The 16,055-nt window shown below is 74.2% G+C and carries 13 protein-coding genes; 10 read left to right on the top strand and 3 right to left on the bottom strand.

Annotation, left to right across the window (positions count from 1 at the left end):
* Positions 1-32 precede the first annotated feature (32 nt).
* From ACFZB3_RS33680 to ACFZB3_RS33665, 4 genes are all read left to right on the top strand, one after another.
* A complete protein-coding gene (locus ACFZB3_RS33680; protein WP_391382125.1) occupies positions 33-3,011 on the top strand; it encodes a glycoside hydrolase family 2 TIM barrel-domain containing protein in 2,979 nt (992 codons plus the stop codon).
* A 74-nt stretch (positions 3,012-3,085) separates the two neighbouring features.
* Entirely contained in the window at positions 3,086-3,793 is a 708-nt protein-coding gene (locus ACFZB3_RS33675) for a response regulator (RefSeq protein ID WP_391382123.1), read from the top strand.
* Entirely contained in the window at positions 3,790-5,307 is a 1,518-nt protein-coding gene (locus ACFZB3_RS33670; RefSeq protein WP_391382121.1) for an ATP-binding protein, read from the top strand. The genes ACFZB3_RS33675 and ACFZB3_RS33670 overlap by 4 nt, the downstream gene beginning before the upstream one ends.
* Before the next feature lie 46 nt (positions 5,308-5,353).
* Positions 5,354-6,181 carry an oxidoreductase gene (locus ACFZB3_RS33665; RefSeq protein WP_391382119.1) on the top strand — a complete coding sequence of 276 codons (828 nt, stop codon included), beginning with the start codon at positions 5,354-5,356 and terminating at the stop codon, positions 6,179-6,181.
* A 167-nt stretch (positions 6,182-6,348) separates the two neighbouring features.
* On the opposite strand, the gene ACFZB3_RS33660 is transcribed toward ACFZB3_RS33665, so the two are convergent.
* Together ACFZB3_RS33660 and ACFZB3_RS33655 are read right to left on the bottom strand one after the other, a co-directional pair.
* Entirely contained in the window at positions 6,349-7,527 is a 1,179-nt protein-coding gene (locus ACFZB3_RS33660) for a serpin family protein (RefSeq protein WP_391382117.1), read from the bottom strand.
* A complete protein-coding gene (locus ACFZB3_RS33655; protein WP_391382115.1) occupies positions 7,524-7,682 on the bottom strand; it encodes a hypothetical protein in 159 nt (52 codons plus the stop codon). Before ACFZB3_RS33655 ends, ACFZB3_RS33660 begins: the two co-directional genes overlap by 4 nt.
* Positions 7,683-7,803: 121 nt before the next feature.
* Here ACFZB3_RS33655 and ACFZB3_RS33650 point away from each other — a divergent pair, with 121 nt between their 5' ends.
* The 6 genes from ACFZB3_RS33650 to ACFZB3_RS33625 all read left to right on the top strand — a co-directional run bounded on the left by ACFZB3_RS33650 (position 7,804) and on the right by ACFZB3_RS33625 (position 14,367).
* Complete coding sequence (locus ACFZB3_RS33650) at positions 7,804-9,012, top strand: DUF4190 domain-containing protein (protein WP_391382113.1); 1,209 nt, start codon at positions 7,804-7,806, stop codon at positions 9,010-9,012.
* Between the two features lie 147 nt (positions 9,013-9,159).
* A complete protein-coding gene (locus ACFZB3_RS33645) occupies positions 9,160-9,912 on the top strand; it encodes a GntR family transcriptional regulator (RefSeq protein WP_294005575.1) in 753 nt (250 codons plus the stop codon).
* A 327-nt stretch (positions 9,913-10,239) separates the two neighbouring features.
* A complete protein-coding gene (locus ACFZB3_RS33640; RefSeq protein WP_351711233.1) occupies positions 10,240-10,443 on the top strand; it encodes an SPOR domain-containing protein in 204 nt (67 codons plus the stop codon).
* A gap of 21 nt (positions 10,444-10,464) precedes the next feature.
* Entirely contained in the window at positions 10,465-10,968 is a 504-nt protein-coding gene (locus ACFZB3_RS33635; protein WP_391382110.1) for an NUDIX domain-containing protein, read from the top strand.
* Between the two features lie 80 nt (positions 10,969-11,048).
* Positions 11,049-11,519: an ATP-binding protein gene (locus tag ACFZB3_RS33630; RefSeq protein ID WP_391382107.1), complete on the top strand. Its 471-nt coding sequence runs from the start codon at positions 11,049-11,051 to the stop codon at positions 11,517-11,519.
* Between the two features lie 259 nt (positions 11,520-11,778).
* Positions 11,779-14,367 carry a SpoIIE family protein phosphatase gene (locus ACFZB3_RS33625; protein ID WP_391382105.1) on the top strand — a complete coding sequence of 863 codons (2,589 nt, stop codon included), beginning with the start codon at positions 11,779-11,781 and terminating at the stop codon, positions 14,365-14,367.
* Positions 14,368-14,535: 168 nt separating this feature from the next.
* Here ACFZB3_RS33625 and ACFZB3_RS33620 read toward each other — a convergent pair whose 3' ends face one another.
* Positions 14,536-16,020: a hypothetical protein gene (locus ACFZB3_RS33620; RefSeq protein ID WP_391382102.1), complete on the bottom strand. Its 1,485-nt coding sequence runs from the start codon at positions 16,018-16,020 to the stop codon at positions 14,536-14,538.
* Between the last annotated feature and the right edge of the window lie 35 nt (positions 16,021-16,055).

Raw genomic sequence — 16,055 nt, 5'->3', positions numbered from 1 at the left:
CACCCCCCCGTCTTGAAGAAAGTTGTGACGCCTTGTCCTCCGAGCCCACCGCGTACGTATCGGACCCCACTCCCTGGCACGGCGCCCTGCGCCCGGCCCGCTCCTGGCTGCACTCCGACGCCCCGTCCCTGTCGCTGAACGGCGACTGGCGCTTCCGGCTGTCGCCCACGGCGGCCGTGGTGCCGGACTTCGCCGCAGAGGACTTCGACGACCGGGTCTGGGACAGCATGCCGGTGCCCGCGCACTGGGTGCTGGAGGGCGACGGCGCCCACGGCCGGCCGGCGTACACGAACATCCAGTTCCCGTTCCCGATCGACCCGCCGCACGTCCCCGACGAGAACCCCACCGGCGACTACCGCCGCCACTTCGAGCTGCCCGCCGGCTGGCCGGACGCCGAACGCGTGCTGCTCCGGTTCGACGGCGTGGAGTCGCTGTTCAAGGTCTGGGTCAACGGCGTCGAGATCGGCAGCGCGAGCGGCAGCCGGCTGGCCCACGAGTTCGACGTGACCTCTGCCGTGCGCCCCGGCGACAACGTCGTCGCCGTCCGCGTGCACCAGTGGTCGGCCGCCAGCTACCTGGAGGACCAGGACCAGTGGTGGCTGCCCGGCATCTTCCGGGACGTCACCCTGCTCGCCCGCCCGGCCGGGGGCATCGAGGACGTCTGGCTGCGCACCGGGTACGACAACGGGCGCGGGCGCGTCGAGACGGAGCTCACCGCCGATCCGGCCGCGTTCCCGGTCACCCTGCGCATCCCCGAACTGGGCGTGGAACAGGTCTGGGAGACGGCGGCCGACGTGGCGCCCGTCGACGTCCCGGAGGTGGCGCCGTGGTCGGCCGAGCTGCCCCGGCTCTACGAGGTGACCGTGTCCTCGGCCGCGGAGAGCATCGCCCTGCGGGCCGGGTTCCGCACCATCGAGATCCGCGGCGACCAGTTCCTGGTCAACGGCCACAAGGTCGTCTTCCACGGCATGAACCGGCACGAGGCCCACCCCGAGCGCGGCCGGGTCTTCGACGAGGCGCACGCCCGCGCGGACCTGGCCCGGATGAAGCGGTTCAACGTGAACGCCATCCGCACCAGCCACTACCCGCCGCACCCCCGGCTGCTCGACCTCGCCGACGAACTCGGCTTCTGGGTCGTCCTGGAGTGCGACCTGGAGACGCACGGCTTCGACAAGGTCGGCTGGACCGGCAACCCGACCGACGACCCGGCCTGGCGCGCGGCCTGCCTGGACCGCATCGAGCGCACCGTCGAACGGGACAAGAACCACCCCGGCGTCGTGATGTGGTCGCTCGGCAACGAGGCCGGCACCGGAGCCAACCTCGCCGCCATGTCCGCCTGGGTGCACGCCCGCGACCCCGAGCGCCCCGTCCACTACGAGGGCGACTACACCGGCGACTACACCGACGTCTACTCCCGGATGTACGCGACGGTGCCGGAGACCGAGCAGATCGGCACCGACGGCTCCACCGCGCCGCTGCTCGGCTGCACCCCCGCCCAGGGCGCCCGGCAGCGCACCAAGCCGTTCCTGCTCTGCGAGTACGCCCACGCCATGGGCAACGGCCCGGGCGCCCTCGACCAGTACGAGGAACTGGTCCACCGCCACCCGCGGCTGCACGGCGGCTTCGTCTGGGAGTGGCGCGACCACGGCATCCTCGCCACCGCCCCCGACGGGACCCCGTACTACGCCTACGGCGGCGACTTCGGGGAGGTCGTGCACGACGGCAACTTCGTGATGGACGGGATGGTGCTCAGCGACGACGTGCCGACGCCCGGCCTGCACGAGTTCAAGGCGGTCGTCCAGCCGGTGCGGTTCGCCTTCGACGGCGACAAGCTCGACATCACCAACCTGCGGCACTCGGCCGACACCTCCGACCTGCGGTTCCGCTGGCGCGTCGAGTTCGACGGCATCCCCGTGGAAGCGGGGGAGCTGGAGACACCCCTGCTCGCGGCGGGCGAGTCGGGACGGGTGCCGCTGCCCGCGACCGCGGTGGCCGCGGACGCCGAGACCTGGCTGACCGTCGAGGCGGTGCTGGCGACGGAGACCGCCTGGGCCCCCGCGGGCCACGAGGTCGCCACCGCCCAGCTGGACCGCTCGGTACGGCGGCCGGTGCCCGCCGTCCGCCCCCGGTCCGGCTGGCGGCCCGGCGAGGGGACCCGCACGCTCGGCATCGCCGAGTTCACCGGCGGATCCCTCACCCGGCTCGCCGGGCGGCCCGTGACCGGGCCGCGGCTGGAACTGTTCCGCGCCCCGACCGACAACGACGAGGGCACCGCCGACCGGCTGGAGGGCAGCGACGCCAGCGCCGAAGGGGTCTCCAGCGCCGAACTGTGGCGCCGGGACGGACTCGACCGGCTCGTCGCCCGCCGGATCGGCGTGGAGCAGACCACGGACGCCCTGCGCACCGTCGACCGGGTCTCCGCCGCGGACTCCGCGCTCTCCGTGATGGTGGAGTCGGTCTGGTCGGTCGAGGACGGCGGACTGGAACTGCGCGTGGAGATCGAGCCCGCGCGCGGCTGGGCCACGGTGTGGCCGCGGATCGGGGTGCACTTCGAACTCCCCGACGGCACCGCCCCCGTGGACGGCGCCGAGTGGTTCGGCCTCGGCCCGCTGGAGTCCTACCCCGACAGCCTCCGCGCGGCCCGCACCGGCCGGTTCTCGGCAGGCGTCCGGGACCTCTCGGTGGACTACGCGCGCCCCCAGGAGACCGGCCACCGCTCCCGACTCCGCCGGCTCACGCTGACCAGCGGCGGCACCGAGGTGCTCCACGTCGACGCCCTCCCCGACACCCGCGGTCGGCGCCCCGGCTTCACCCTCGCCCGCCACACCCCGCAGCAACTCGCCCGGGCCGCCCACCCCTTCGAACTCCCGGAGTCCGCCACCAGCCACCTCATCGTCGACGCGGCCCAGCACGGCCTCGGCTCCCGCGCCTGCGGGCCGGACGTGTGGCCGGAGTTCGCCCTGCGCCCCGAGGCCCGCACGATCAGGCTCCGCTTCACCACGGGGGCCTGAGCCACCGGACCCGACAGCTCTTTCACAGTCCGTACCCACGCCGTCCACGGCCGGGAGGTGGACGGTCACCGGCCATGAAGTTATCCACCGGTACCCCACGGATCCTGGTCGTGGACGACGAGAAGGACCTGACCGACCTGCTGGTGACCGTGCTGCGGGCCGAGGGCTGGCGGACCGAGCCGGCGCCGGACGGCGCGACGGCGGTGCGGGCGGCCCGCGGCTTCCGGCCCGACGCGGTCGTCCTGGACCGCGGACTGCCCGACCTGGAGGGCCTGGAGGTGCTGCGGCGCCTCCGGGCCTACCGCCCGGACCTCCCCGTGCTGTTCCTGACCGCCCGGGAGAGCGTCGAGGACCGGGTCGCCGGCCTGTGCGCGGGCGCCGACGACTACGTGCCCAAGCCGTTCGACCTCGACGAGGTCGTGGTCCGGCTGCGCGCCCTGCTGCGCCGCTGCGACGCGTTGCGGCCGGACGCCTCGCTGCTCGTCGTCGACGACCTGACCCTCGACGAGGAGACCCGGCAGGTGCACCGGGCCGGCACCCCGGTCCGGCTCACCGCCCGCGAGTTCGAGCTGCTGCGCTACCTGATGCGGCACACCGGCCGGGTCCTCGGCCGGGCCGAACTCCTCGACAACGTCTGGGCCGGCGAGGCCGACCGCCACCTGAGCATCGTCGAGAGCTACGTCAGCTACCTGCGCCGCAAGATCGAGCGCGACCGTTCCGTCCTCATCCACACCGTGCGTGGCGTCGGCTACCTGATGAAGCCCGCCGAAGCGAAGCGATGAGACGCGGCCCGCGCCGCCCGCGGAGCCTGCGCTCCCGGATGATCCTCTCCAGCAGCCTGCTGCTGGCCGCGCTCTCCGTCGTGATCATCGCCATCACCGGGCTGACCATGCGGACCTACCTGATGACCGGACTGGACCAGCGCCTCGACGCCCTCGCCGAGCACTCGTCGGCCGCCCGCGGCCAGATCGGCGCCCCGACCAGCGGACTGCCCTACCTCAGGGCGTTCGGGGTCCCGGCGGGCACCATCGGCGTCTCCGTGGCCGGCCGGCACGGCTCGGGCACCGTCCGGCACGCGGCGGTCGTGACCCGCTCCGGCGAGCTGACCGCCCCGACCGCGGGGCAGCGGCGGCTCCTCGCCACCGTCGAGGCCGACGGCCATCACCACACCCTGGACCTGCCCGGCCGCGGCACCTACCGGGTCAAGGCCGTCCGCGCCGACACCCGGAACACCGAGATCACCGTCGTCACCGCGCTGTCGGTCCGGCCGGTGGACCGGATGCTCGGCCGGCTGCTGGCCGTCGAGTCGGCGATCGCGGCCGCCGCCCTCGCCGTCGCCGCGCTGATCGCCGCCACCGTGATCGGCCGTCAGCTACGGCCCCTGCAGCGCGTCGCCGCCACCGCCACCCGCATCTCCCGCGAACCCCTCGGACACGGCGCGGTCCGCGCCCTGGAACGGGTGCCGGACGCCGACCCCGCCACCGAGACCGGCCGGCTCGCCGAGGCCGTCAACCGGCTCCTCGGCCACGTCGAGAACGCCCTCGCCGACCGCTACGCCACCGAACTGCGCATGCGGGACTTCCTCGCCGACGCCGGCCACGAGCTGCGCACCCCGCTCGCCTCCGTCGCGGGACACCTCCAGCTGGTGCGGCGGGCCCCGAAGCAGGCGGCCCCGCAGGCCGAGTACGCGCTGGGCCGCATGGAGTCCGGCATCGGGCGGATGCGCACCCTCGTCGAGGACCTGCTGCTCCTCGCCCGCCTGGACACCGGCCGCCCGCTGGCCCGCGAGGAGGTCGGGCTCGGTCCGCTGCTCGCCGAGGCGGTGGCCGACGCCCGTGCGGCCGGACCCGGCCACCGCTGGGAGTTCCTGATGCCGGGCAACCTGGTGCTGGTCGAGGGCGACCCGGACCGCCTCCACCAGGTCGTCGCCAACCTCCTCGCCAACGCCCGCACCCACACCCCGCCCGGTACCAAGGTCACCGTCACCGTCCGGACCACCGACGACCAGGCGCTGATCCGGGTCGCCGACGACGGGCCCGGCATCCCGCCCGACCTGCTGCCCCGCATCTTCGAACGCTTCGCCCGCGGCGACGCCTCCCGCTCCCGCGCCACCGGCAGCAGCGGCCTCGGCCTCGCCATCGTCGCCGCCGTCTCCGCCGCCCACGGCGGCTCCGCCGAGGCCAGCAGCGAACCGGGCCGCACGGTCTTCACGGTACGGCTGCCGAGGTGCCCGGCGTACGCCGGTGAGGTGAACCCGCCGCGGAAACCCATTGGACGCGAACTCCCTTACGGATGAGGCTGGTTGGCTGTACCGGCAGCGGAGAGCGGCAAGGAGACGGGACATGTCGAGGATCTGGCTCATCACCGGCGCGAGCAGCGGCTTCGGCCGGGCGCTCGCCGAGGCCGCGCTCGCCGCGGGCGACACCGTGGTCGGGGCGGCCCGGCGCCCCGAGGCACTGGCGGAGCTGGCCGCCGCCCACCCCGGCCGGGTGGACCCGGTCCGCCTGGACGTCACGGACACGGCGGCGATCGGGCCGGCCGTGCAGGACGTGATCGCCCGCCACGGCCGGATCGACGTCCTGGTCAACAACGCGGGCCGCACGCACGTCGGCGCCTTCGAGGAGACCACCGACGCCGAACTGCGCGACCTCTTCGACCTGCACGTGTTCGGCCCGGCCGCGCTGGTCCGGGCGGTGCTGCCGCACCTGCGCGCGCGGCGCTCGGGAGCCGTCGTCCAGATGAGCAGCATGGGCGGGCAGATGTCCTTCGCCGGCTTCTCCGCCTACAGCGGCACCAAGTTCGCGCTGGAGGGCATGTCCGAGGGGCTCGCCGACGAGGTGAAGGAGTTCGGGATCAAGGTGCTGATCGTGGAGCCGGGCGCCTTCCGCACCGCGCTCTTCGACACGAGCCGGGCCGGGGCCAGCTCCGACACCGGCGTCTACGCCAAGGTCGCCGAGACCCGCGGCTTCGTCGAGGGCGGCGACGGCAGCCAGCCCGGCGACCCGGCCAAGGCGGCCGCCCTGATCCTGGCCGCCCTGGACGCCGAGGAGACCCCGCTGCACCTCCCCCTGGGCGACGACGCGGTGACCGCCGTACTGACCCAACTGGACGTCGTACGCTCCGACATCGCCGCCTGGGAGAAGCGCACGCGGGCCACGGACTTCGACTAGGCGCTCCGCGGGGTGCGCCGTCGTCCGTCCGCGGGCGCGCGGGGGCCGGCCGCGCAGTTCCCCGCGCCCCTGAAAAACAGGGGGCTGCACGAGCCCCTTCAGGGGCGCGGGGAACTGCGCGAGCAACCCCCACGCAGCCGCAGACGGACGACGGCGCATCGCGGCCCCTACGGCTCGCCCACGACCGCCGGCTCCGTCACCCACCCCGCCGCCAGCACCAGCCGCGTCTCCCGGTGCACGGCGAGAAAGCCGAACGGCCGGTCGAAGGCGGCCCGCACCACCGTCGACTCGTGCCGGTACCGCGGCGGCTCGCCGCCCGGCGCCGCCACCACGGCGGTGACCGCGGCGGCCCGGAAGCCCAGCGGCCCGAACTCCGCGACCGCGGACTGCCCGGCCGCCCCGATGGCCAGTGGCGCGGCGCAGATCCCGGGGAAGTGCCCCTCGCGGGCGTCCGCGGCCGTGGTGAGTCCGAACAGCCCGTGGAGCTGGAGCAGATCGTGGTTGGCGCGGACCGTGAAGCCCGGGGTGGTCACATCGAGCCGGACCGGGTCCGGCTCGACCGACGGCTGCCGCTCCACGACCACACCCGGCCCGGCGGGCCCGTAGGGGAGCTGTCCGCCGGTCGTCACCGGCAGGGCCCGCTCCAGGACGCCGATGCCGGTGTGCAGCACCTGCCCCGGAGCCATCCCCTCCGCGCCGAGCACCAGATGCACGTCGAGACCGTTGTCGCCGAGGATCTTCACCGTGGTGACGGTCCCGTCCGGCCCGGCGGCCACCCCGATCCGGTCCGGCCGGACACTGCTGCGGTGCAGTCCGGCCAGGTCCCGCCCCTGCCAGGGCCCGGCGCCGGGCCGCAGCACCGTCTCCCGGAACGGGTGCTGCCAGTCCGTGCGCAGCGCCAGCGCGGTCGCCAGCACCATCCGGGCGCCCTCGGCCAACTGGACCGGCAGCCGCTCGACCAGCCCCTCCGTGCGCTTCGCCGCCCACGCGTCCAGCGCCTCCCGGGAGGCCGCGGGATCGGCGCCGAGCACCCCGTGCGCGTCGGCCGGCAGCCCCGCCGCCCACGGCCCGCGCAGCTCCAGCGCCCCGTCGGTCCACAGCCCCAGAGCCGCGCCGACGCCCGGCATCGAGTCGAGCCCCGTGAGTAACTCCCGTGCACCGGCGGCAGCTTGATCGGCTTGCCTGCCCACGGCCCGGGTCAGCTCGTCCCGGGCCGGGCCGGCGGCACCGTCGGCGAGGAGGGCCAGCAGCGGCCAGACACCGGCGGCCGAGAAGACCGTGCCCTGTCTGGTCTGCCGCGCCCAGCGTGCGGTGAGCGCGTTGACGGCGCCGACGGTCTCGTTCATTCGTCGTCCTCCCAGGGGTACTCGGGCAGGGGCAGGGGATCCGTGACCCAGCCCGCCGCAAGGACGAGCCGGGAGTGCCGGTGCAGGGCGAGGAAGCCGAAGGGGCGGTGGTCCGCCAGGAGGCCCGGCGCGCGGTCGGCGCTATCACCGCGCACGGCCGCCTTCCCCACCCTCATTCCGCCCCCGTTCACGGCGCGCTTACGATGCGCGCAGTCGTACGTCAGTTCAGTCGTCCGTTTCCGCGCGGCCCGACGCCCCCTCAGGAGCACGGTACCGGTGTCCATACCTCCGCCCCCCGGCCCCCACCAGCCACAAGGGCCCTACCCACCGCCCCAGTCGGGCCTGCCGCAGTACCCGCAGGCGGCGTACGGGCAGCAGCCGCCGTACCCGGGGGCGTACCAGCCCTGGGGGCAGGGCTACGGCTCCTACGTCCCGCAGCCGCCCGTCAACGGGCTCGCCATCGCCTCCCTCGTGCTCGGGCTGCTGTGCTGCCTGCCGGGGGTGGGGCTGGTGCTGGGGCTGGTCGGGCTGGGGCAGATCCGCAGGCGCGGGGAGCGCGGCAGGGCGATGGCGGTGACCGGGTCGGTGCTCTCCGGACTCGGGCTGGCGCTGTGGGTGCTGGTGCTGGCCACCGGCGGGGCGGCGGATTTCTGGGAGGGCGTCAAGGAGGGCGCGAGCGGCAGCTCCAGCCTCTCCCTCGCCACCGGCGACTGCTTCGACACCCCCGACGGCACGCTCACCGGCGACCTGGTCTCCGACGTCGACGTCGTGGACTGCGCGAAGGCGCACGACGGCGAGGTCTTCGCCACCTACAGGCTCAAGGGCTCGGACTACCCCGGCGACGACAGCGTCGGCGACTCCGCCGACCGGCGCTGCTACGCCCTGGAGGACGGCTACGCGATGGACGGCTGGGCGGTCCCCGGCGACGTCGACGTGTACTACTTCACGCCCAGCGAGGACAGTTGGGGGTACGGCGACCGGGAGGTGGCCTGCGTCTTCGGCAGCACGACCGAGGGCAAAACCCTGACCGGCTCGCTGCGCAACGACGAGAGCGTGCTGGACGCCGACCAGATCGCCTACCTCGGTGCCGCGCACGTCCTCAACACCGCCCTCGGCACCGTCCCCGAGGCCGAGTACGTCGAGGACGACCTGCCCGGCTACCGGCAGTGGGCGGACCGGGTGACCACGGCCCTCGGCAAGCAGACCGCGCTGCTGCGCGCGCACGACTGGGCCCCGGACGCGAAGCAGCCGGTGCACGACCTGGTCGCGGACCTCGACCGGGCGAAGGCGGAGTGGGCGAAGGCCGCGCAGGCCACGGACGCGGACACGTACTACGCCCATTACGACAAGGGTTCGGCACTGCTCGACCCGAAGCGGGCCGTCACCGCCCGCAAGGCTCTGGGCCTCGCCACGACCCCGCCCTCGTACGACGACGGGGGCGGCGGCTCCGGCAGCGGAGGAAGTGGCTCCGGCGTGGAGGTGTGATCGCGGCTATAGCGGGGAGAAAGTGCCTGCGTAAAGCATCCCCGGGCCACATGTCATCACATCGAGTGATTCTCTGGCCTTTGCTTGCACGGCTCAACCCACGGTTGCCACGCTGTTGCTGTCTGTACAACCTGATGGGAGCGGCCAGTGACTTTCGGTGAGCAGCCGGCGTATCTGCGTGTCGCGGGTGATCTCCGCAAGAAGATCGTCGACGGTTCGCTGCCGCCCCACACCCGGCTGCCCTCGCAGGCCCGCATCCGCGAGGAGTACGGCGTCTCGGACACGGTGGCCCTGGAGGCCCGCAAGGTGCTGATGGCCGAGGGGCTGGTCGAGGGCCGGTCCGGCTCCGGGACCTATGTGCGCGAGCGGCCCGTGCCCCGGCGGGTGGCCCGCTCCGGGTACCGCCCGGCCGGCGGCGCCACCCCGTTCCGGCAGGAGCAGTCCGACGCGGCGGCGCGCGGCACCTGGGAGTCCAGCAGCGAGCAGACCGGGGCGGGCGCCGCGATCGCCGACCGGCTCGGCATCCACGTCGGCGACCGTGTGATGTGCACCCGGTACCTGTTCCGGGACGCGGGCGAGCCGATGATGCTCTCCACCTCCTGGGAGCCCCTGGCCGTCACCGGCCGCACCCCCGTGATGCTGCCCGAGGAGGGCCCGCTCGGCGGGATGGGCGTGGTCGAGCGGATGCGCGCCATCGACGTCGTCGTGGACAACGTGACGGAGGAGGTCGGCGCCCGCCCCGGCCTCGCCGAGGAACTGCTCACCCTGGGCGGGGTCCCCGGCCATGTCGTCCTGGTGATCCAGCGGACGTACTACGCCTCCGGCCGCCCGGTGGAGACCGCCGACGTCGTCATCCCGGCCGACCGCTACCGGGCCTCCTACCATCTGCCGGTGCGGTAGCGGGCGTACCACCTCTTCGTGAAGTAGCGCACACCCTTGCGATGGTTGACGCCTTCACGATCTGGGTCCGGACCCGGGCCCGCCGTTGGGATCCGGCCGTTCTCCCAGGTGGCCCGGCTGCCCTCGCCATGCCCGCGACCCGAAGTGCGGGGCGCGCGAACGGCGCATTCGTTGTCGTGCGCCCCCACCGTTCTGGCTGGTTGCGTACCTCTTTGTGAAAAGGCGTATTCGCTGCGTAAAGGTTAGGCGTACGCTCGGGCATATGCGGAGTGCGGTTTCCTTAGCGGGGCGGGGATGGACGGGAGCCGGGAGATGCGGAGGGGCGCGATGACGGAAGGCACGGTCTCTCTCCCCTGGCTCGTCATACGGCAGGACGACAACGGCAATCGCTACCGCGTCGGCCGGTACGCGACCCGGGCCGAGGCGCAGAAGATCGCCGACAGTCTCGACGACCGCGGGCACAAGCAGCTCTACTGGGTCGAGCGCATCGGCCACAGCAACGGCAACGGGGACGGCGGCACCCGTAACTGAGCCTCCCGTAGGCTCCGGCCCATGAGCGAACGGATCGTGGTGGTCGGAGCCGCCCTGCTCGACGCGGGCCGCCTCCTCGCGGCCCGCCGCAGCGCACCCCCGGAGCTGGCCGGCCGCTGGGAGCTGCCCGGCGGCAAGGTCGAGCCGGGCGAGACCCCCGAGCACGCCCTCGTCCGCGAGCTGCACGAGGAGTTGGGCGTCGAGGCGGAGACGCTGACACGGGTGCCGGGGGAGTGGCCGCTGCGCGAGCCGTACGTCCTCCAGGTGTGGACCGCCCGCCTCCACCCCGGCTCCCCCCGGCCCAAGCCCCTTCAGGACCACGACGGGCTGAGATGGCTGGCGCCGGAGGAGATCTGGGACGTGAACTGGCTGGACCAGGACGTGCCCGCGGTGCGTGAGGCGGCCGCGATGGCAGGTTGGAGGGGGCAGGGGCGAAGCCCCGCCTCCTCCAGGGGCGCGGGGAACTGCGCGACAAGCCCCCATGACGCCGCACCCGCCCGACAACCGCACCCCCCGAGCTCCTAGGCGCACGGCCCCCCCCGGCGTAAGCCGTTCGCACCACAGTGCGCCCTCTGCCGCGGTACTGCCCCCCGGTAATCGGGTATGTGCCCATTAACCCCACGAAACCGGACAGTGCCGGACTCGCAGCCAGGGGAAGCGACTGGGAAGTGATCGGTGTGATCGACACCGAAGGTGACACCGTCGAGTGGACCTTTCCCGCGGAACCGGGCGCCGTGCGCACCGCCCGGACCGCGGTCCGAGACCAATTGCGCGGCTGGGGCCTGGACGGCCTCGCCGACCTCGCCGCCCTGCTGGTCAGCGAGTTGGTCACCAACTCGCTGCGGCATGCCACCGGCCCCATCGGCGTACGCCTCGTCCGCCCCCCGGAACCCCGCGACACCCTGCGCGTCGAGGTCTCCGACCCGCTCCCGGACCCGCCGCGCGAGCGCGCCGCCAGCCCCGACGACGAGAGCGGCCGCGGCCTCCAGCTGGTCGCGGGCTCCTCGCGCAGCTGGGGCACCCGTCCGGGAGACAACGGCAAGACGGTCTGGTTCGAGCTCGCCGTACCAGGGTGAACGGGGTGAACGGGGTGTACACGCAGTGCTACGGCGTCCACCCGCGGGAGTGGCCGATCAACACGTGCCGGAGTACGTGATTCGACGGCGTGTTCCCTGGTTAGAAGACTGGAAGTGTTGTCACGGTCCGGTCCGGAAATCGTCGGGACCGTGCTGTGATCGTGAACACCGTGTCAGGCGGCGCCGTAGTGCTGGATACTGCGGGCAGCCGCACCCGGTGACCGGTGCCGGACGCGGTGAGCTGGAGGGGACGGTTCGCGTGAGCGAGATACCAGCTAAGGCCACGGAGTCCGAGGACCCGTCGGACGGCGCGAGGGCGGGGACCGCGGTGACAGCCGCGGCCCCTGGCGACGCCATGTGGCAGAGCAGCCCGCCCGGCTCGATCTACGACTACATCAAGGTCGCCTCGTTCTCCATCGGCGCCGGCGGCCTGGTGGACCAGTGGAGCCTGCGCGCCGAGCAGATCTTCGGCATCCCCGCCGAGCGCGCCGTCGGCATGGACCCCATCGAGGCGTTCGTCGACCCGGACCTGCGCGAGCGCGGCCAGCGGAAGATGGCCGAGATCCTGGACGGGCGGGAGTGGACCGGCGTGGTCCCGTTCCGGATGCCCGGCGCGGCGGACGGCGAGCGCGGCGAGGAGGGCATCGCCGAGGTCTACGTCATGCCCACCCGCACCGCCGAGGGCGAGAACGCGGCCGTGTGCATCGTGGTCGACGTCCGCACCCTGCGCAGCATCGAGACCGACCTCGCGGCCTCGCAGTCGATATTCGGTCAATCTCCGTTCGGCTTCCTGCTGATCGACACCGACCTGCGGATCCGCCGCGCCAACGTGCGGTTCTCCTCCATCTTCGGCGGCAGCCCCGACGACCACCGCGGCAAGGGCGTCCACGACTACCTCCCGCGCTCCGAGGCCGAGCGGGTGGCGGCCACCCTGCGCCGGGTCCTGGAGACCGGCAACTCCATCACCGACATGCACGTCACGGGCTTCGTGCCGGGCTCCGAGGAACGCCGGCACTGGTCCATCAACCTCTACCGGGTGCACAGCGGCACCGGCCGCCCCATCGGCATCGCCTGGCTCGGCCTGGACATCACCGCCCGCCGCGCCGCCGCCCGCGAGGCCGCCGCCGCCCGGCGCAACCTCGCCCTCCTCAACGAGGCCGGTGCCCGCATCGGCAACTCCCTCGACCTGGAGACCACCGCCCGCGAACTCCTCGACGTGGTCGTCCCCGGCTTCTGCGACCTCGCCACCGTCGACCTCTACCAGGGGCTGCTGGCCGGCGACGAGACCCCGCCCGGACTCGCCGACGGCAGCGCCGAACTGCGCCGGGTCGCCTTCGCCAGCGCGGTCTCCGACGCCCCCTTCGTGGGCGGCGGCGTGCCGGTGGCGGTCGGCGCGGTCCACCACTACCCCTTCAACTCCCCGTGCGCGGACGCCCTGCGCACCGCACGCCCGCAGCACGTGCCGGCGGCGGAGGGCGGCCTCGTCCAGTCCACGCTGGCCGTGCCGATGGTCGCCCACGACACGGTCGTCGGCCTCGCCCAGTTCGCCCGCACCAAGGGCAGCGAGCCGTTCGGCGACCGTGACCGGGACCTCGCCGTGGAGCTGGCCGCCCGCGCCGCCGTCTGCATCGACAACGCCCGCCTCTACCGGCGCGAGCACGAACGCGCGTTGATACTGCAGCGGTCCCTGCTCCCGCCCGGCGACCCCGAGGCCTCGGGGCTCGACATCGCCTGCCGCTACCTGCCGGGCAACGCGGCCACCGAGGTCGGCGGCGACTGGTTCGACGTCATAGAACTCCCCGGCCACCGCACGGCGCTGGTGGTGGGGGACGTCATGGGCCGGGGTCTACGCGCGGCGGTCGCGATGGGTGAACTCCGCACCGCGGTCCGCACGCTGGCCCTGCTCGACCTCGAACCGGCCGAGGTGCTCTCCGCGCTGGACGAGATCGCCCGCGGCCTCGGCACCCCCGGCGGGGTCCAGCAGGCCACCCGCACGGCCCGCCAGCCCCGCGACGCCGACCTCTCCGAGGTCTACCTCGCCACCTGTGTGTACGCCGTCTACGACTCCGTCACCAGGCGCTGTACGTTCGCCAACGCCGGCCATCTGCCACCGGTCCTCGTGGAACCGGGCGAGGCCGCCCTGATGCTCGACGTGCCGCCCGGCATGCCGCTCGGCGTCGGCGGCGAGCCCTTCGAGGAGGTCGAGGTCGAACTCCCCGAGGGCGCGCTGCTGGCGCTCTACACCGACGGCCTGGTCGAGTCCCGCGACCATCCCCTCGACGAGGGCCTCCAGGCCTTCGTGGGTGCCCTCACGGACCCCGCACAGCCCCTGGAGGACGTCTGCGACCACGTCCTCAACACCCTCGACACGCACCACGGCGAGGACGACATCGCGCTGCTGATGGCACGTGTACAGGGCCTGCCGGCCGAGTCGGTCGGCGACTGGACGCTGCCGCGCGAGCCGCGCAGCGTGGGCCGCGCCCGCGAGTACGCACGCGGCCAGCTGCTCACGTGGGACCTGGAGCCGCTGGTCGACACGACGGAGCTCCTGGTCAGCGAACTGGTCACCAACGCGCTGCGGTACGGCGAGGGCGAGATAAGGCTTCGCCTCCTCCTCGACCGGACCCTGGTCTGCGAGGTCTGGGACTCCGGCCTGGTCCAGCCGAGGCGCCGCCGGGCGCGGGACACCGACGAGGGCGGGCGCGGACTGCAGCTGGTCGGCCTGCTCAGCGCGGCGTGGGGCTCACGCCGGACGCCGCGTGGCAAGACGGTGTGGTTCGAACTCCCGCTACCGGACGGGGAGACGGGCCTGACGGACCCTGCGGAGGCGTTGCTCAGCCTGTTCTGAGAAGGCGCGTGGTCACAGTGCGGCGCCGTGGGGGCCGGTCGCGCAGTTCCCCGCGCCCCTGAAAGCAGGGGGTTGCGCGAGCGCCCCTTCAGGGGCGCGGGGAACTGCGCGACCAGCCACGACGCATCCGCAGTCGCCCGGCGGCCGGTCGTGGCACCCCCGTGGGCGTCAGCCCAAGCGACCCCGACTCTCCGGCCCCCCGAAGGCCACCACCGGCCCCCCGTCCCCCTCCTCACCCAGCAGCACACCCCCGAGCACCGCCCCGGCCACCCCGCTCCCGTGCGCGGCGCCCTCCCCGGTGAACGGGTTCCCGTGCGCCCGCACATCCCGCTCCGCCAGCTCCCGCGCCCGCCGCGCCAGCCTGTCGGCGTCCGCGGGCGCAGCCCGCCCCGCCGCGGCCAGCAGCGCCCGCGCCTCCGCCCCCACCGCCGCCCGGTGCGTCCCCACGAAGTCCTCCGCCGCCCCCAGCGCACTGCGCGCCACCAGGTCCGCCCCCGCCGAGATCACCCCGGACCGCCCGCCCCCCGTCGCCTCCACCGCCCGCACGACCCGGCGCAGGGCGTCCAGCGAGTCGTACGGCCCGCCGGTCACCTCTCCCCGCACTCCGGCCAGCACCGCATCGGCGTGCGCCAGCCGCGGCGGCAGCGCCGTCCCCCGCAGCCCCGCCAGCTCCGCCTCGGCGCCCGTGAGAGCGGCCGGCAGCAGCCCCGCCGCCGCCCGCAGCTCCTCCGCCAGCCGTTCCACCCCGGCCAGCAGCACCCCGGCCTGGGCCACGGCCCCCTCGGCGGCCCGTATCCCCCGCCGGAACCCGTCGCCGTCGCCCGAATCGGCGTCCTGGCGGGCCCGGTTGAGCCGTGAGGTCGCGAACACCAGCCGGTCCTTGGCCTGTTCGACGTGACCGACGACGGAGGCGACCGCGGCCGCCCCGTACCGCTCACCCGCCCCGGCCAGTGCCGCCGTCACCCCGCCGGTCCGCCCCGCCAGCTGCCGGAACCGCCCCTCGGCCACGGCCAGCGCATCCCCCGCGTCCCACGCGGCGTCGAACCCCGCCGCCTCCGCGTCCAGTTGCCGTCCCGCCTCCGCGCACCGCCCGACCACGCCCACCAGCGCCTGACGCCGGGCGGCGGCGTCCTCCGGCACCCCCTCCTCGTACCGCCGCCATATCGCGAACGCGGCCGTCAGCTCGGTCTCGGCCGCCCGCAGGGCCCGTACGGCGGCCGCGGCACCGGCGACGTACCCGAGGGCCTCCCGGCTGGTGCGGACGCAGTCGTCGGCGAGGACCAGGGAGGCCCGGGCCTGCCGTTCGGCATCGGCGGGCGACGGCGCCGGCGGGGCGGGGGAGAGGATGCCCGGCGTGGTGCGCGAGCGGGCCCGCCGCGTCCGGCGTACGTAGCCGTAGCCGCCCAGTGCGCCGGCCGCCGCCACGGCGACGAGCGGCAGGACGTAGTCGGTCGCCGACACCCCGTCCGCCGCCTGGGCCGCGGAGACCGTCGCGGCGCCCGCCGCGGGAACCGGATCTTGAGTGACGCTCGTCATCACCGGCAACACCAGCCAGACCGCCCCGGCCACCCCGCCCAGCACCGCATGCCCCACCCGCACGGCTATGTGCCCCGTGGCATGCCTCGGCCGACCCCGGATCAAGGATGACGTCACATTTCGGAGCGTATGGGCAGCCAGTCGGCTTCGCG

The sequence above is a fragment of the Streptomyces sp. NPDC008092 genome (assembly GCF_042957285.1).
In the GTDB taxonomy this organism is placed as follows: Bacteria; Actinomycetota; Actinomycetes; order Streptomycetales; family Streptomycetaceae; genus Streptomyces.
Note: the sequence above shows the minus strand (reverse complement) of the source record. Positions and strands in the feature narration are given on the sequence as shown.